We start from the raw sequence: 16094 nt of genomic DNA, 5'->3' as shown, positions 1-16094 counted from the left end.
GGTGGCACGGACCGGGGAGCCGTCGGAGGATCGACGGCTCCCCGGGTGGAACCGATGAGGTCAGCTGAAGTTGAGGTCGTAGACGCCCGCCGAGCGCGCGACGAAGTGCGCCTCACCGCTGATGCCCTCGTAGCGGCGGGTGCCGCCGGTGATGACGCCCTCGAACGACTGCGGGTAGGAGGACGCCAGGTTCGGGATCGGGAGGGTCGTGGTGAACGCGAGCTGGTCGCCGTCGTCCAGCTTGACCATGCCGGTGCAGAACGCCTCGACGGCGGTGGGCTTGATGCTGTCCTTGTCGCACTGGTCGTACACGGTGCCGATGACGGCGCCGTCGGTGTCCTTGACCCGCCCGGTGCCGCCGAAGTCGGCGCCGACCGCGTTGGCGACCGCGCCCTCGTCGTTGGTGCCGGTGAAGTCAAGGGTGATCGCCGGCAGCGACGCCGCGCGGTGACCGTCCACAGTGCTCGCCAGCGCCGGCATGCTGAATGCGCCGACGGTACCGACCATCAGAGCAGCGGCAGCGAAGCCAACGGAGCGCTTGACGGTGATGGTGCGTTGCATGGGGTCCTCCTAGGACACCTCGGGCCCGGTGCCCGAATTCGAAGCCAGCTGATCACAGTAAGTGCCCGAAGCGTCACTCGACTCCGGCTGGTGCTGCGGCCGTCGGCCGATCGTGGCAATGCCCTTGGCAGATAAGGGATTCCGGCTCCGGCGGGCGGTTCGGAGCGGCCCTCCGGGGGGTTTGGCGGGTCACCCGAATGGCGAATGATCTTCACTCGGACGGCGCAGTCCGAGGTCCGGGCGGAGCGGGTCGGACGGACGTTTCCGAGCGATCCCCACGCCTGGTGAAAGCGTCAGGATTCTCCGACATACGTACACGAACGGCCGTCGCCGGGGCGTCAGCCGAGCTGTTCGAAGCTGACCGTCTGCTCGGGGAGGAGCTCCAGGTCCGCCCCGGTCACCGGTTCGGGGACGCGGATCAGGATGTTGTAGTGGTTGGGGAAGTGGCAGCCGTCGAAGCCGAGGACGGTGCCCACCAGGCGGTCGCCGATCCGGACCGTGTCGCCGCGGTCGATCACCCCGGCCCGGGCCACCTCCAGGAAGCCCAGGAAGCCGACCCGGTCGATCCGGGCCCCGGCCCGGGTGTCGGTGTGATCGGTGGTCACCAGCTCGTGCACCTCACCGGCGCGGACGCAGCGGCTGGCGAAGGGCTCCAGACTCATGCCGCGGTCCTCGCGGCGGTGGATCAGCACCTTCACCAGCGGCCCGCTGACGGTCCGCTTCGGGCCGTCCTCGCGAAGTGCCCCCGACCCGGGCGCGGCCCGCACCGCCGTCACGGCGTCACCAGGGCGGCGCCCTCGGCCCGGTAACCGGCCTCGACCAGCCGCAACGCGGCCAGGCCGCCGTCCCGGCGGCCTTCGGGGCGCTCCAGCAGCCCGGCGAAGTCGGCCAGGATTCCCGCGTACTCGTGCCACAGCGACTGCTTGAAGCCGGGATACCCGTCGAGCATGTCCGCCCGGTGCACCGTGCCGTCGGCCAGCTCCACCTCGACGTCCTTGAGCTCGCCGTCGTAGGACCAGTCGAGCTCGACCCGGGCCCGGGCCCCGCCGCCGCCCGCGAGCGCGACCGAGGCCCGGCGGTCCAGTCCGCCGGCGTCCCGCTCGATCCGGGCGCCGGTCACCGCGACCTCGCCGAGGAACAGCCGCACCAGGTCGAAGGCGTTCGGCCCGTTGTCGGCGAGGCAGCCGCCGCCGCACCGGGCCGGGTCCAGGTACCAGCGGTCCCGTCCCACGTGCTCCTCGATCCGCTCGAAGTAGCGCACCGTCACCGAGACCACCGGCGGGCCGCCGGTCACCCGCCGGGCCAGCTCCGCCACCCGCTGGTTGTACCGGCGGTGGAAGGCGGTCAGCAGCGGCACACCGCCGGACGCCGCGAGCGCGGCCAGCGCGTCCGCGTCGGCCAGGGTGGTCGCCAGCGGCTTCTCCACGCACACCGCCACCCCGGCCGCCAGCGAGTCCCGGCAGACCGCGGCGTGGACGTCGTTCGGCACGGTCACCACGACCGCGTCCAGCCGCTCCCCGGCCAGCAGCTCGCGGTGGTCGCGGTAGCACGGCACCCGGCCCTGCCACGGGTCCAGGCTGTGCGGGTCCAGATCGCAGACGGCGGCCAGCCGGAACGCCGGGGACTCCTCGACCGCCGCGAGGTAGAAGCGGGAGATCACCCCGAGCCCGACCACCGCGAGCGCGCGCGGACGCATCAGTTCTCCCCGCCCAGGGCGGCGGGCAGCCGCAGGCCGGTCCCGGCGGCGAGCTCGGCGAGCTCGGCGTACCTGGCCGGATCCAGCGGCACGCCGTCGCGCAGCGCCGCCCGCGCGCGCTCGCCCTCCAGCCAGCCGGGATAGCGGACCGGCTCGGCCGGGCTCACCGGCGGGCAGCCGAGCAGCGTGGCGAACAGCCCCGCGCTGTCGCGGGCGAACTCCGCCTGCGGGCGCAGCGTGCCCGGCGCGATCGCGGCCACCAGGTAGCCGATGTCGTCGTCGCGCCCGGACGGGCCGCCGTCGCCGTCCAGCGCCGCCGCCGCCGGACCCAGCGCCGCGCCGCCGACCAGCGCGCTCAGCACCTCCACCACCAGCCCCAGCCCGTACCCCTTGTACGCGCCGGTGGCGGGGTCGCCGCCGAGCCAGCGCAGATGCGCCTCGCCCCGGTCCAGGGCCGCCGGGTCGGTGACCGCGAGCCCCTGGTCGTCGGCGAGCCAACCGGCCGGTACCGGCTGCCCGGCCCGCGCCGCCGCGCGGATCCGGCCGGTGGGGACCACGGTGGTGCTCATGTCCAGCACGAACGGGTGGTGCTCCCCGGCCGGTGCGGCGACGCTCAGCGGGTTGGTGCCCAGCATCGCCAGCCGACCGCCCGGCGGCCGGGCGATCCGCTGGCCGCCGCAGTTGGAGGCGACGATGCCGACCATGCCGCCGCGCACCGCCCGCGCGGCATGGTGCCCGGCGCAGCCCAGATGGGTCCCGCCGCGGACCGACACCAGGCCGATGCCGAACCTCGCGGCCCGTTCCACGGCCAGGTCCATGGCCAGACCGGCCGCCCACAGGCCGAGCGCGCGCCGGGCGTCGAGCAGCACGGCGGCGCCGCGGTCGGCCAGGATCTCCGGTTCGGCCGCCGGGTCGACCCGGCCCTCGTCGAACAGCGGCAGGTACAGCCGGGTGAGGTTGGCCAGCCCGTGCGAACTCAGCCCGGTCAGGTCGCCGTAGCACAGCGCCTCGGCGGCCGTCGCGGCCCGTTCCGGCGCCAGTCCGCGCAGCGCGAACAGGTCGGTGACGAACTCCAGCAGCTCCTCATACCTGATCCGGACGGCGCAGGACGCCTGCCGGGGGAGTTCTCTCAGCTGCGGGCTGGGCAGCGGCATGGGGGATTCGCCTCCTGGCGGATGGTTCGGGCAGGGGGGACGCCGCGGGCGCGGCGCCGCGCGGACGGCGGGCGTGGAAAGCGGCGAGCAGGCGCGGCACCAGCGTCGCGAAGGCCTCAAGGTCGGCCAGATCCACGAACTCGCCCGCCGCGTGGGCCAGGTTGCCGTCCAGCGTGCCCGGGCCCAGGACGAAGGTGCTGGTCCCCGGGAGGTCGGCCAGCCAGATGGCGTCGCAGGTGAAGCCGGGTTCGCTGGTCGGCCAGGCGGGCACCCCCGCCTGCGCCAGCAGCGAGCGCCCCCACGGCGCGGGGTCGGCGTCCAGCGCGGGCAGGCCGCGCTTGAGCCAGTCGAGCCGGGTGACGGCACGGGCGTCGGCGGCGGTGAGCGCCAGCCGGTGACTGTCCCGGAACCGCTCGCTGAACTCCGCCAGCCCGCTCTCCACGGCCTCGGTGAACCGGCGCTCCAGCTCGGCCCCGGCGGCCCGGGACGGGTAGGAGAGGTTGACCAGCAGTTCGCCTGTTCCGTAGACCTTGTTGTGCAGCGGCCCGGTGCGCAGCCCGGCGACGCAGACCTGGCCCTGGTCCGGGGCCGGATCCAGCGCCCCGGCCAGGTGCTGCGCCAGGAAGCCCAGCAGCACCGAGGCGTTGTGCCCGGCCTGTGGCCGGTCGTCGACGGCGTCCCGGCCGACGACCCGCAGCCGCGCGGTCGTCGCGGCGGTGCTGCGGTCCAGCGCCCGGTTGCCGGTGGGCTCGCAGAAGACGTTGAGGCGGCCGTAGTACCCGGCCTCGACCAGCGGCCGGGTACCGATGCTGCCCAGCGCGCCGCCCTCCTCGCCGGACACCGCCTGGATCAGGATCCGCAGGTCGGCGCGGAGTTCCGGGCGGGCGGCCAGGGCCGCCCGCAGGCCCGCCAGCAGCGCCACGGCCGGGCCCTTGGCGTCGACGGCGCCGCGGCCGTGGAAGCGGGAACCGTCGAACGAGACCGGCTCCCGGCCCGCCACCGTGTCCAGGTGGACGTTGAACATCACCGTCGCCGCCGGTGGCCGGTCCCCGCCGAGGACCAGCACCAGGCTCGGCTGGCAGCCGAGGAAGCCCGGATCGGCGGCGGCCGCGGCGCGTACCGGCAGCGGCGTGTCCTCCCGGTCCACGTGGTCCGGCGGCGCGGCGGCGTGGTGCGCGACCCGGAACCCGAGCTCCGTCGCGGCCTCGGCGAAGCGGCCCTGCGCCGCCCAGAGTTGGGGCGGCTCGCCGTCCGGGCCGGTCTCCAGCGGACCGGCGGTCGGCAGCCGCAGCAGCTCCAGCAGCAGGCTGTGGTCGCGTTCGGTGAGCCTGCTCATGCGCGCTCCAGCCCGGCCGCGGTGGAGCGCCAACCGGCGGTCCCGGGCAGCACCTCGTCATCGAGCAGCGAGCGCAGCGCCGCCCCGCAGTCCAGGAAGGCGGCCCGGCAGGCCTCGGGTTCGGCCCGGTAGGCCTCGTGCGGGCGGACGGCCAGGTGCGGTTCGATCGACAGTACCCCCTGGTAGCCCTGCCCGAGCAGCAGCCGCAGGCACCGGGCCAGCTCCAACTCGCCCGCCCCGGGCGGGCGGTAGACCGGTCGGGGACCGGACCCCGAGGCGTCCTTGAGGTGCACGTGCCGGACGTGCGGCAGCAGCTCGGTCAGCATCCGGTAGCCGGAGTAGCCGTAGGCGGCGCCGTTGCCGGTGTCGAAGAGCAGGCCGAACCCGTCCTCCCCGGCGGCCTCCAGCAGCCGCAGCGCCCGGGAGGCGTCGTCGCCCGCCCAGCCGGAGCAGTTCTCGTGCAGCAGCACCAGCCCGGCGTCGGCCGCGCGTTCGGCCAGCGCGCTGATCCGCCGGATCGCCTCCCGGCCCCAGGCCTCCTCGTCCAGACCGGCGTTGGGGTAGGACATCACCCGGATCCAGCGGGTGCCGAGCACCTGGCAGCGCCGGGCCAGTACCTCCCACTCGCGCAGGTCCTCGGCGAAGTCGCCGGTGACCGGGCGGCTCCAGCCGCCGATCCGGGAGTCGACGGCGGCCACCGACAGCTTCGCGTCCGCCAGTTGGCCGACCACCTGCTCGAAGTCGGCCTCCGGCAGGTCGGCCAGGGCGGTGCCGTCGACGGTGCGCAGCTCCAGGCTCCGCCAGCCGAGCGCGGTGACCGCCTCGATCTGACCGGTGATCCCGAGCGCGGCCTCGTCCCCGATGCCGCAGTAGGCGACCGTCGGCAGCCGCAGGGCGGTGTCAGCGGGCATGGGACAACTCCTCGTCCGGGCGGGCCCCGAGGGGCGGCGGGCAGTGGCCGGCGGCGGCCAGCTGTTTGGCGCGGGTCAGCAGTTCGACGGCCCGCACATGACCGGCGAAGTCCTCCTGGAACGAGGAGCCCGCGACCAGGCGGGTGTACGCCCGGACCATGAAGGAGCCGAGCGAGTCGTCCGGGAAGACCTCGACGGCGGTCGGCATCGCCCCGGTGACCCGCAGCTGGGCGTACTCGTCGTCGGAGTTCCCCGGGTAGTGGCCGATCGCCGTGCCCCGGTCGAAGTGCAGCGTGATCCGGCGCTCGCGGACCGGGGAGGTCAGGTCCGAGAAGATGTCGCTGCGCACCCCGCCCAGGTGGGTCAGTCCGAGTCGGGCGCTGCCGAGGGCGGGCAGGAGGTGGCCGCCGAGCGCCAGGTCGGTCCAGGCGGCGTCGGTGACCTCGGCGTCACCGGCGAGCCCGAGCACCACGCCGAGCGCGTGCGGGACCTCGATGTCGAAGGCGGTCGGGTGGCCGTGGGTGGTCAGCGACCGGCGGAACCGGGGCTTGTGCTGGATCACCGAGATCTCCCGCAGCGCGCCCAGGCCGTCGCGGTCCGCGGCGGCCACCAGCGCGGCCAGCCGCTCGGTCAGCGAACTCGCCAGCCAGGGCGCCACCACCGCGACCTGGGCCCCGCCCCGCCGGACCAGCTGGACCAGCGGGTCCAGGTCGCCGGGGCGTCCGGCGAGCGGCTTCTCCACGACGAAGCGCCGGAAACCCAGCTCCAGCAGCTCGCCGAGCACCTCCACCCGGCCGATCGGCGGCGTGCAGACATGCACCACGGTCCGCTCCGGCGGCAACTGCCGCCGGGCGTCCGCCAGCGAGCCGACCGCCCGCAGCCCGGCGGCGCCGGTCCCGGCGGACCGGGCGGGGTCGACCGCGAGGATCGCCTCGGGCGCGAACAGGCGCGGGTGCCGATGCCGGACCCGCAGCAGTACGGGGACGTGCAGTCCGGCACCTGCGCGGCCGAGGCCGACAACGAGGGTACGGAGCATCGTCTGGATCTGCCTTCCGTGGGGGAGTTTCAGCATCGGCAAGATTGAGTGGACGACTGATGAAATGTCAATTTTTTTCCGGCCACACATCCCTAAAGGGGTGAAAAAACCAGGATCATCGACTTTCCGGTCATATCTGCGTGACACCCTGGATTCGTTGTCGGGAGTGCCGACCGGAGGGGAAGCGATGAACGGTTCCGACGTTGCCGATCCGGGCGTGCTCGACGCCCCGATGAGAGTGCCCTTCTTCACCCAGGCGGCCGGGTTCGCGGCCCTCGGGCCGCTGATCGACCGACACGTCACCGACGTGATGGACAACGGCAAGTACTCGCACGGCCACAAGGTCGAGCAGTTCGAGCGGGCGCTCGCCGAGTACACCGGCGCCCGGCACGTGATCGGCGTCAACAGCGGTACGGACGCCCTGGTCCTGCTGCTGCGGGCGGCCGGGCTGCGCCCGGGGGACGAGGTGGTCGTCCCGGCCTTCAGCTTCGTCGCCTCCGCCTCCTCGGTGGTCCTCGCCGGGGGCCGACCGGTGTTCGCCGACATCGACCCGGTCGGCTACGGGATCGCCCCGGCCTCGGTGGAGCGGGTGCTGACCCCGCGCAGCCGGTTCCTGATGCCGGTCCACCTCTTCTGCCAGCTCGCCGACATGCCCGCGCTCACCCGGCTCGCCGCCCACCACGGCCTCACCGTGCTGGAGGACAGCGCCGAGGCCATCGGGATGCGCCAGGACGGCGTGCACGCCGGGCTGCTCGGCGCCGGTGGCGTGCTCTCGTTCTTCCCGACCAAGACCCTGGGCGCGATCGGCGACGCCGGAGCCGTCCTCACCGACGACGACGCCATCGCCGCCACGGCCGACGCGCTGCGCCACCACGGCCGGTTCGGCCGGACCATCGACCACTTCCCCGGCATCAACACCAGCAGCGCGCTCGTCGGGGTCAACAGCAAGATGGACGACATCCAGGCCGCCGTCCTGCTCGCCAAGCTCACCCGGCTGGACGCGGACATCGCCCGCCGTGCCGAGCTCGCCGCGGCCTACGACGCACGGCTGACCGGCGTCCCCGGAGTGCTGCGGCTGCCCACGGTGGTCGACCGCGGGGTGCGCGCGGACCCGGTCTGCTACGTCTACCTGATCGAGGTCGAGCGCCGCGACGACCTGGTCGACCACCTGGCCCGGCACGGCGTGGAGACCGAGACGTACTACCCGCGCCCGCTGCACCTCCAGCCCTGCTTCGCCGAACTCGGGCACCGGCCGGGCGACTTCCCGAACGCCGAGGCCGCCTGCCGCCGGACGCTGGCACTGCCGCTCTACCCGGATCTGTCCCTCGACGCGGTCGACACGGTCTGCGACCACATCCGCGCCTTCTTCACCGGAGCCCCCGCATGAGGTTGCCGTTCTTCCCACCCGACCTCTTCGAGGGCGACCGCGAGCACCTGCTGCGGCTGGTCCACGAGATCGGCACGGCGCCGAGCCAGAAGTTCATCCTGGGCGAGCACACCGCCCGCCTGGAGCAGGCACTGTGCGAACAGCTGGGCGCCGCCGACGTGGTGGCCTGCGGCAGCGGCACCTCGGCGCTGACCCTGGTGCTCGCCGCGATGGAGATCGGCCCCGGCGACGAGGTGGTCGTCCCGGCCTTCGGCTGCGCGCCGCTGGCCGGCGCGATCGTCAGCCTGGGGGCGGTGCCGGTCTTCGCCGACGTCGACCCGCGGACGATGGTGGTCGACCCGGCGGACATGGAGCGGCGGATCACCGCGCGCACCAAGGCGCTGATGCCCGCCCACATCTTCTCGGTGATGGCCGACATGCCCCGGATCGCCGCCGTCGCCGAGCGGCACGGACTGCGCCTGGTCGAGGACTCCGCGGTGGCCCAGGGCGGCGAGCTGGCCGGGATCCCGGCCGGGCTGTCCGGCGAGGCCGGGGTGTTCTCCTTCGTCCAGGTGAAGACCTTCGGGATGGCCGGCGAGGGCGGTGTGGTGGTCACCAGGAACGCCGAACTCGGGCGCCTGGTACGGATGCTGCGCAACCACGGGCAGGACGGCAAGAACCGCTTCCTGCACCACCGGATCGGCTGGAACAGCCGCTTCGACGAGCTACAGGCGGCGTTCCAGCTGCACCGGCTACCCGGCCTCGCGGACCGGCTGGAGCGCCGCGCCCGGATCGCCGCCCACTACACCGAGCGGTTCGCCGAGCTGACGGCGCACGGCGTGGTCGCGCCGCCACCGGGCCGCGAGGGGCGCTGCTACTACGTCTACACGCTGCTCGCCGAACGGCGCGACGCGTTGCGGGCGCACCTGGCGGAGCGCGGCGTCGGCTCCCACGCCTACTACCCGCTGCCGCTGCCCCGGCAGCCCGCCTTCGCCTGCTACGCCCGGCCCGGCGACGCCTGGCCGGCCGCCGAGCGGGCGGCGGACCGGGCACTGTCCATCCCGGTGTACCCGCATCTGCGGGACACCGACGTCGAGTACATCGCGGCCGCGGTACGGGAGTTCGCCCTGGTCGACGCCCGCGGGTGAGCCCCGGCGGGGCCGCTGCGCGCTGGTCGCCGAGGTCCCGCCGACCGGGTGAAAATCCCACTCCGGCGGGTGAGCGGCACCGCCGCCCGGGCGGTGTGCCGTGGCGGGGCCGCCCGGGCGGCGGGTAGCGTCCGTGATCAACTGGCGCTGCCGTTCCGGCGATCCGCGCCTCCCGCCGCCACCCCGCCCGTTGGAGGCCCGTGTCCATCGACGTCACCACCCGCTCCGCCGACGCCGCGGCCCCCGCCCGCCCGCTCGCCGCCTCCGGCCTCGCCGTCGGCCACCTGCGCGCCCTGGGCTGGCCGGTCGCCGAGCAGGACGGACGGCTGCTGGTCGCCGCCGATCCGTGGCGGGCCAGCTGCGCGTTCAGCTGGAGCGGCCCGGTGCGGCTGCCGCTGGCCAGCGAGGCCGACGTGCAGGCGGCGTGCGGGATCTGGCACGTCCACGGCCGCCGGTACGGCGGGCCGACACCCCTCGGTGTGGACTGCGCCGGGGCCGCCGCCGGGGTGCTCGGCGCGCTGGGGACGCTGGCCGCGCTCTGGGCCGCCGGGCGCGACGGCCGCGCCGTCCACGTCCGGACGTCGGTGGCGCAGGCCGCGCTGCTGCTGGTCGGCCAGTACCTGGCCGCCGCCAGCACCGACGACGACTGGCGGGAGCCGGTGGTACCCGGCGGCCCCCCGTTCACCTCGGCCGACGGCGTGCGCTTCGAGATCGAGACCCTGCAGGCCGAACCGTGGCAGCGGTTCTGGGCCGGACTGCGCGTCGGCCGCCGGGAGATCGCCGACGGCTGGCGGCCGTTCCAGCAGCGCTTCGCCACCGCCAGCTGCCCGCTGCCGCCCGCCCTGCCGCGGGCCGCCGCCCGGCGCGGGTACACCGAACTGCGGGCGCTGGCACGCGACTGCGGCGTCGAGCTCACCGCGGTCGCCGCCCGTCCCGAAGCGGACCGTTCCGAAGCTGACCGTCCCGAAGCCGACCGTTCCGAAGCTGACGGTCCCGGAGCGGGCGGCCCCGGCCTGCCCTGGCGGCTCGGCCCGACCGGCCCCGGGGCCGCCGGTGGCACCGGTACCGTCGGCGGCGCGGACGAACTCCCGCTGCGGGGGGTCACCGTGGTCGAGGTGACCCGGCGGGTCCAGGGGCCGCTGGCCGGTCACCTGCTCCGGCTGCTCGGCGCCCGGGTCGTCCGGATCGAACCCCCGGGCGGCGACCCGATGCGCGGCGCGCCCCCGGTCGCGGGTGACTGCTCCGCCCGCTTCACCGCCCTCAACCGGGGCAAGCGGGTACTCGAAGCCGACCTGCGCTCCACCGCGGGCCGCGCCGTGGTGCGCGAGCAGGTCGCCCGGTCCCAGGTGTTCCTGCACAGCCTGGCGCCCGGCAAGGACCGCGAGTACGGCCTGGACCCGGAGCGGCTCTCGGCCCTGCGGCCGGGACTGGTCCACGTCAGCGCGTCCGGCTGGGGAGCGGAGCGGGGGCCGTGCCCACCGGTGGGCACGGACTACCCGGTCCAGGCCTACTCCGGCCTGGCGGCGCTGCTGACCCCGCCCGGCCTACCGGCCACGCCCTCGCTGCTGACCGTGACCGACGTGCTCGGCGGCCTGGTCTGCGCCGAGGGCGCCGTCGCCGGGCTGCTGGCGGGGCAGCGTTCCGGCCAGGGACAGCGGGTCGAGTCGTCGCTGCTCTCCGCGGCCCGGCTGCTCTGCGCGCCGGGCCTGCGTTCCGGCGCGCGGCCGGTGACCCCGGGCGTGCCGATCAGCACCGACCTGGCCGACCTGGCCGCCGACCCCCGGTTCGCCGCCGCCCTCCACCACGACCGGTGCGCACTGGTCCGCAGCCCCTGGGAGTTCACCCGATGAACAGGCTCACTCGATGAACCGGACCTGGGCGTCCAACGCCGGGCTGGTACTGCGGGACGCGGTCCCCGCCGAGCTGCGCGCGCGGTGGGCGGCGGCCGGGCTCTGTCCCGGGCGCGGGCTGTACCAGGCCTTCCGGGACCGGGTCGCGGCCCACCCCGACCGAACCGCCGTGACCGACGCCGAAGGCAGCCTCAGCTACGCCGAACTCGACGCCCGGGCCCGCTCCCTGGCCGCCGCGCTGGTGCGGGACGGTACCGGTCCCGGAGACCTGGTCGGCATCCAACTGCCGAACAGCTGGCGGGCGCTGGCCGCGGACCTGGCCGTGGCCGCCGTCGGCGCGGTGGCCCTGCCCTGGCCGCTCGGCCGGGGCAGCCAGGACGCCCGGGCCCTGCTCGGCCGCTCCCGCGCCCGCGCCCTGATCGCCGAGAGCGACACGATCGCGTCGATCAGGCATGAACTTCCGTACCTGGAATCACTGGTGATGGTCAATCAGGTGACAGAAGGTCAATTCGAGTCATGCCGAACCGACCCCGAGGATCCGGCGCGGATCCTGGTCTCCTCGGGTTCCGAGGCCGAGCCGAAGATGGTCGCCTACTCGCACAACGCCGTGCTCGGCGGCCGGGGCGCGTACGTGGACGCGGTGCTCGACACCGGGGGCGACGAACCGCCCCGGGCGCTGGTACTGGTGCCGCTGGCCTCCTCCTTCGGTTCGCTCGGCCTGGTCGCGCTGGTCAGCAGCGGCGCGACCGTCCAACTGCTGGGCCGCTTCGACGCGGGCGCGGCGCTGGACGCGGTGACCGCGCTGCGCCCGACCCACCTGGTCGGGGTGCCCACCATGCTGAAGCGGATGGCCGACCACCCGGCCCTGCCCGCGGCCGACCTGTCCTCGCTGCGGGCCCTGGTCTCCAGCGGCGCGATGCTCGGCCCGGCGGCGCGCGCCGCGGTGCTGGCCCGCTTCGACCGCCCGCTGGTCAACGTCTACGGATCCACCGACGGCGTGAACTGCCGCACCGTCTGGACCAGGGCCAGCGCGGGGCCGGACGGCGCCGAGGGGTCGGCCGACGTGCGGATCGTCGGGCGACCCGACCCCCGGGTCACCGACCTGCGGGTCTGCGACCCGGACGACCGCGAACGCCCCCGGGGCGAGAGCGGCGAGATCCAGGCGCGCGGCCCGATGAGTCCGCTCTGCTACGTCGGGGACCCGGAGTCGGACCGCCGCTACCGGACCGCTGACGGCTGGGTGCGCACGGGGGACCGCGGGGTCATCGGCCCGGACGGCGGCCTGCGGGTGCTGGACCGGCTGAAGCAGGTGGTCATCCGGGGCGGCCGCACCATCAGCCCGGCCGAGGTCGAGCGGCACGTCGAGGCCCACCCGGTGATCACCGAGGCGGTCTGCGTCCCGGTGCCGGACCCGGACCTCGGCGAGCGCCTCTGCGCCTGCGTGGTCCAGGAGTCGGGCACCGAGCCGCTGACGGTGGGGCAGCTCGGCGACTTCCTCACCGGCGCGCGCGGTCTGGAGCGGCACAAACTCCCCGAACTCCTGCTCCAGCTCGACTCCCTGCCGCTCGGACCGACCGGCAAGGTCTGCCGCCGCACCGCGACCGCGCTGGCCGACCGCGGCTGACCCGGCGCGGCACTACCGCGCGTCCGGCTCCCTGATCAGGTCGAACTCCCGCAGCAGTTCGCCAACTTCGGTGGTGTCCAGTCGGCGCAGCAGCCGCTTGCGGACGAACGCGGGCCCGGGCAGGTCGAGTTGGGCGCCGTCGCGGAGGCAGCTCGCGGCGGCCAGCAACGTGCGCAGGTCGTAGGTGGAGTTGAACACCTCGGGCAGCCCGCGGTCCACACCGAGCAGGCGGTACACGGCCTCCATGCCGGTGCGCACGGAGTACTCGGTGGTGAAGACGCAGTCCCGGCCGGTCTCCGCGAACTGGCCGATGAAGGCGAAGTTCACCGCGCCCTCCGGCACCACGGCGGGTCGGTCACCGGCCCGGCGCGGCAGGAAGAACGAGGTGACATAGGGCATCATCACCGGCACGCAGCGCGCCGCCTCGGCCGCGAGCCCGGGGATCTCCGCGACCGGTACGCCGAGGTGGTAGAGCCATTCCCGGGTGATCTCCTCGCCGGTGCACTCCTGCATGGGCTTCTTCACGTAGTCCCCGGGCCGGTCCACGAACAGCGAGTACAGCCACACCACGATCTGGTCCGACGGCTGCTGCTTGAAGTGCGGCTGCCGGTTGACGGTCCAGCTCAGCAGCCAGGAGGAGTCGCGGGCGGTGACGATGCCGCCGGTGACCACGCCGCCGCTGAACGGGTCGCGCTTGGCGACCTTCCGGATGTACCGGGGGATCCGCTCGTCCAGGGTGGTGACCGTGGCCGACTCCCACTTGCTCTGCGGGATGTTCCCGCAGAAGACCTCCGGATGCCCGAACGACGGGTCCTTGGCGGCGATCCGCCGCCACAGGTCCCAGGCCGGGGCGGGGCCCTGGTCGAGCCGGGCCGGGGTGTGCTGGTCGCCGTTGTCGGAGTTCTCGGTGAGCGAGCCGATGGTGGTGAACACCAGGTCGTCCGCGCCGAGTTCGACACCGCCGGGCTCCCCGGCCGTCACCCAGTGGATCCGGGTCGCCTGCTTGCGTTCGGCGCCGGTCTCGAAGTCGATGTCGGTGACCTCGGTCCCGAACCGGAAGACCACCCCCTGGTCCAGCAGCCAGCGGGTCAGCGGCAGTACCAGCGACTCGTACTGGTTGTACTTGGTGAACTTCAGCGCGGACAGGTCCTGCAGGCCGCCGACGTGGTGCACGAAGCGGTGCAGGTACAGCTTCATCTCCAGCGCGCCGTGCCACTCCTCGAACGCGAACATGGTGCGCCAGTACAGCCAGAAGTTGCTGTCCAGGAAGTCGCGGCCGAACACCTCGTCGATCCGCTTGCCCTCCAGCTCCTCCCGGGTGGCGAGGAAGATCCGGACCAGGTCCTTCTGCGCGTGGTCGTTCAGCGCGAACCGGTTGTCGGTGCCCGCGTCCTGCCCCTGCCGCTCGGTGACCCGCTGGAGCGAGCTGTTCGGGTCGTCCTTGTTCAGCCAGTAGAACTCGTCCAGCACCGACGCGCCGTCGATCTCCAGCGAGGGCACCGAGCGGAACAGGTCCCACAGGCACTCCATGTGGTCCTCCAGCTCGCGCCCGCCGCGGACCACGAACCCCTTCTTCGGCTCCTTGATGCCGTCCAGGGCGCCGCCGGGCAGCCGGAGCCGCTCCAGGACGGTGATCCGCTCCCCGGGGACCTGCGCGTCGCGCACCAGGAACGCCGCCCCGGCCAGCGAGGCCAGCCCGGCCCCGACGAACCAGGCCCGCTTGCGCTCCGCCCCCCGCGGCTTGCGCGGCCGGGCGAACGCCTCATAGTTCCCGCTGCTGTAGTACACGCCCGTACTCCTTCGCTCGCCGCCCGCCCGCGCTCCCATTCACCCGGCCCGGCGCCGCCCCCGCCTCCCGGCCCACCCGAACGGGTGTCGGAATGGTTGGCGTGAGGCTGCTTGACGGGCCCCGGATCGGGGAAAGACCGCAGCATGAGGTTTCTCCGGCTGGCGCGGAGGTGTTGGTGATGAACGGCCCGCCCCTTTCCTGGCAGGAACAGAAGATCCTTGAGGAGATCGAGACCGAGCTGCGGACGGATCGAGATCTCGACAGCGAACTGAGCGCGATGCGGGTGACGCCGCTGCGGCGGGCCCGGTTCGCCTTGCGGGAATGGGGCCGGAGCCGGGCCCGGGTGGTCCTGCTGCTGCTCTCGGTCGCGGCCTCGCTGGCCCTCCTGGGCCTGGCCGTCGCGGCCCCCCGATCGGTGGTGCTGGTCCCGGCCGTCCTGGTGTGGATGCTCACCGTCACCACGCTGCTGAACCACGGGGTGCGGCAGCGCGGTGACCAGCGGCGAAAGGCCCGGCGGTGAGCGACCGGGCACGCTCGGCCACCGCCTGGGCGCCCGGGCCGGGTCAGCCGTCGCTGGGGGCGCCGCCGTAGGCGACCGGTGTGGGCAGGCTGGAGCAACACCCGCACCGAGAGCGAGGAGAGCGGCACCTTCGACGCCGACGGGCTCACCGACGCGCTCGGCCCTTGACGCTTTCGGCCAGGGAGACCATGGCGGGGAGTGCTCCGCCGCCCGGTCATGCGCTCCACCCCGCGCGCCGCGGCTGCGCCTGCGCCGCCCGGCCACGTCGCCGACGGGTGGGTGAGCACTCGCTCATGGTCACGTCCTTGACACCTACGGCCGGGTCGGCCGCCCGCTCGCTGGGAAGCCCTTCGGCCGATCCGGTGAGTCTGCTGCGTGAGAACGCGGTACTGGCGGTGTTCGCCTGCCTGGCGCTGGGCCATCTCACCGGCAAGCTGCGGGGCGGGCCGATCCAGCTGGGCGGGATCTGCGGCACCCTGATCGTCTTCTTCGCCAACCTCAACGCCAAGGGGCTGCGGTTCGCGCTGCTGTCGCTGATGGAGGCGGTGGTGGTGATCCTGATGGCGATCGCCATCGGCAAGGGCGCGGGCCTGGACACCGGCACCGCCTCGGGCATCCTGGCGGGCGCCGCCACCGAGTCCGCCGTGGTCGGCACCGCGCAGGAGGCGATCGGCAAGCTGCCGGGCATCACCTCGGCCCAGGCCACCGGGCTTCAGGCGCACGTGGCCACCGCCTACTCGGTCTGCTACCTCTTCGGGCTGATCACCATCGTCCTGCTGAACAGCCAGTTCTTCCCGATGCTGCGGCGGATCAACCTGGCCGACGCCTGCTGCGAACTGTGGGAGAACTGTGGGAGAGGATGCGCGGCGGCTGCTGCTGGAGGGCAGCGGCATGAGGATCTCCGACGACCCGGCCAGGGCCGGCCACCACATCGAGCTCGACCTGCTCAACGGCGGCGGCTTCGACGGACCGCAGTGGTCGGTCCGGGTCTCCCTGGCCAACCTCGACGACCTGGACCACCTGCGGATCGGCCACCACCTCAAGGAGATCATGGCCGAGTACCACCACGGGTGGCAGCGGTCCCGGGCCTGAACCCGGGACCC

Annotated in this window: 13 protein-coding genes and 2 pseudogenes; 7 read left to right on the top strand and 8 right to left on the bottom strand. The window is 74.1% G+C overall.

Annotated elements, in window-relative coordinates; translation table 11 throughout:
* Positions 1-60 precede the first annotated feature (60 nt).
* The 7 genes from GXP74_RS26910 to GXP74_RS26880 form a co-directional block, all read right to left on the bottom strand.
* Positions 61-561: a hypothetical protein gene (locus tag GXP74_RS26910; RefSeq protein WP_182453818.1), complete on the bottom strand. Its 501-nt coding sequence runs from the start codon at positions 559-561 to the stop codon at positions 61-63.
* 338 nt (positions 562-899) lie between these two features.
* On the bottom strand, positions 900-1337 hold the full coding sequence (locus GXP74_RS26905; RefSeq protein WP_225448218.1) for a hypothetical protein: 438 nt from the start codon (positions 1335-1337) through the stop codon (positions 900-902).
* Entirely contained in the window at positions 1334-2257 is a 924-nt protein-coding gene (locus GXP74_RS26900) for a Gfo/Idh/MocA family protein (protein WP_182453817.1), read from the bottom strand. Before GXP74_RS26900 ends, GXP74_RS26905 begins: the two co-directional genes overlap by 4 nt.
* Positions 2257-3411: an Ldh family oxidoreductase gene (locus GXP74_RS26895; RefSeq protein WP_182453816.1), complete on the bottom strand. Its 1155-nt coding sequence runs from the start codon at positions 3409-3411 to the stop codon at positions 2257-2259. Before GXP74_RS26895 ends, GXP74_RS26900 begins: the two co-directional genes overlap by 1 nt.
* On the bottom strand, positions 3341-4747 hold the full coding sequence (locus tag GXP74_RS26890; protein ID WP_182453815.1) for a M20/M25/M40 family metallo-hydrolase: 1407 nt from the start codon (positions 4745-4747) through the stop codon (positions 3341-3343). Before GXP74_RS26890 ends, GXP74_RS26895 begins: the two co-directional genes overlap by 71 nt.
* A complete protein-coding gene (locus tag GXP74_RS26885) occupies positions 4744-5658 on the bottom strand; it encodes a sugar phosphate isomerase/epimerase (protein WP_182453814.1) in 915 nt (304 codons plus the stop codon). The genes GXP74_RS26890 and GXP74_RS26885 overlap by 4 nt, the downstream gene beginning before the upstream one ends.
* Complete coding sequence (locus tag GXP74_RS26880; protein ID WP_225448217.1) at positions 5648-6730, bottom strand: Gfo/Idh/MocA family oxidoreductase; 1083 nt, start codon at positions 6728-6730, stop codon at positions 5648-5650. Before GXP74_RS26880 ends, GXP74_RS26885 begins: the two co-directional genes overlap by 11 nt.
* A 151-nt stretch (positions 6731-6881) precedes the next feature.
* Between GXP74_RS26880 and GXP74_RS26875 the strand changes: the two genes are divergently transcribed.
* From GXP74_RS26875 to GXP74_RS26860, 4 genes are all read left to right on the top strand, one after another.
* Entirely contained in the window at positions 6882-8081 is a 1200-nt protein-coding gene (locus tag GXP74_RS26875; RefSeq protein ID WP_182453812.1) for a DegT/DnrJ/EryC1/StrS aminotransferase family protein, read from the top strand.
* A complete protein-coding gene (locus tag GXP74_RS26870; protein WP_182453811.1) occupies positions 8078-9208 on the top strand; it encodes a DegT/DnrJ/EryC1/StrS aminotransferase family protein in 1131 nt (376 codons plus the stop codon). The genes GXP74_RS26875 and GXP74_RS26870 overlap by 4 nt, the downstream gene beginning before the upstream one ends.
* A gap of 200 nt (positions 9209-9408) precedes the next feature.
* Positions 9409-11058 carry a CoA transferase gene (locus tag GXP74_RS26865; RefSeq protein WP_225448216.1) on the top strand — a complete coding sequence of 550 codons (1650 nt, stop codon included), beginning with the start codon at positions 9409-9411 and terminating at the stop codon, positions 11056-11058.
* 13 nt (positions 11059-11071) lie between these two features.
* Positions 11072-12682 carry a class I adenylate-forming enzyme family protein gene (locus tag GXP74_RS26860; RefSeq protein WP_182453810.1) on the top strand — a complete coding sequence of 537 codons (1611 nt, stop codon included), beginning with the start codon at positions 11072-11074 and terminating at the stop codon, positions 12680-12682.
* 12 nt (positions 12683-12694) lie between these two features.
* Here the strand turns inward: GXP74_RS26860 and GXP74_RS26855 are convergent, their stop codons facing one another.
* The gene (locus GXP74_RS26855) at positions 12695-14470 is read right to left on the bottom strand and encodes an oleate hydratase (protein ID WP_182453809.1); all 1776 of its coding nucleotides are present in this window, start codon (positions 14468-14470) and stop codon (positions 12695-12697) included.
* Positions 14471-14649: 179 nt separating this feature from the next.
* Here GXP74_RS26855 and GXP74_RS26850 point away from each other — a divergent pair, with 179 nt between their 5' ends.
* The 3 genes and pseudogenes from GXP74_RS26850 to GXP74_RS42300 form a co-directional block, all read left to right on the top strand.
* Positions 14650-14991, top strand: a complete 342-nt coding sequence (locus tag GXP74_RS26850) for a DUF3040 domain-containing protein (RefSeq protein ID WP_182453808.1) — start codon at positions 14650-14652, stop codon at positions 14989-14991.
* 362 nt (positions 14992-15353) lie between these two features.
* Positions 15354-15869 (top strand): annotated as a pseudogene (locus GXP74_RS26845) (aspartate-alanine antiporter); the annotation flags it as partial.
* Positions 15835-16083 (top strand): annotated as a pseudogene (locus tag GXP74_RS42300) (aspartate 4-decarboxylase); the annotation flags it as partial. The pseudogenes GXP74_RS26845 and GXP74_RS42300, both read left to right, overlap by 35 nt.
* Between the last annotated feature and the right edge of the window lie 11 nt (positions 16084-16094).

Origin of the sequence: Streptacidiphilus sp. P02-A3a (genome assembly GCF_014084105.1) — a bacterium.
In the GTDB taxonomy this organism is placed as follows: Bacteria; Actinomycetota; Actinomycetes; order Streptomycetales; family Streptomycetaceae; genus Streptacidiphilus.
Note: the sequence above shows the minus strand (reverse complement) of the source record. Positions and strands in the feature narration are given on the sequence as shown.

What these genes read in the sequence shown, in the direction of transcription:
- GXP74_RS26910 (WP_182453818.1), bottom strand. Translation starts at nt 561, where the DNA reads ATGCAACGCACCATCACCGTCAAGCGCTCCGTTGGCTTCGCTGCCGCT.
- GXP74_RS26900 (WP_182453817.1), bottom strand. Translation starts at nt 2,257, where the DNA reads ATGCGTCCGCGCGCGCTCGCGGTGGTCGGGCTCGGGGTGATCTCCCGC.
- GXP74_RS26895 (WP_182453816.1), bottom strand. Translation starts at nt 3,411, where the DNA reads ATGCCGCTGCCCAGCCCGCAGCTGAGAGAACTCCCCCGGCAGGCGTCC.
- GXP74_RS26890 (WP_182453815.1), bottom strand. Translation starts at nt 4,747, where the DNA reads ATGAGCAGGCTCACCGAACGCGACCACAGCCTGCTGCTGGAGCTGCTG.
- GXP74_RS26885 (WP_182453814.1), bottom strand. Translation starts at nt 5,658, where the DNA reads ATGCCCGCTGACACCGCCCTGCGGCTGCCGACGGTCGCCTACTGCGGC.
- GXP74_RS26880 (WP_225448217.1), bottom strand. Translation starts at nt 6,730, where the DNA reads ATGCTGAAACTCCCCCACGGAAGGCAGATCCAGACGATGCTCCGTACC.
- GXP74_RS26875 (WP_182453812.1), top strand. Translation starts at nt 6,882, where the DNA reads ATGAACGGTTCCGACGTTGCCGATCCGGGCGTGCTCGACGCCCCGATG.
- GXP74_RS26870 (WP_182453811.1), top strand. Translation starts at nt 8,078, where the DNA reads ATGAGGTTGCCGTTCTTCCCACCCGACCTCTTCGAGGGCGACCGCGAG.
- GXP74_RS26860 (WP_182453810.1), top strand. Translation starts at nt 11,072, where the DNA reads ATGAACCGGACCTGGGCGTCCAACGCCGGGCTGGTACTGCGGGACGCG.
- GXP74_RS26850 (WP_182453808.1), top strand. Translation starts at nt 14,650, where the DNA reads ATGAACGGCCCGCCCCTTTCCTGGCAGGAACAGAAGATCCTTGAGGAG.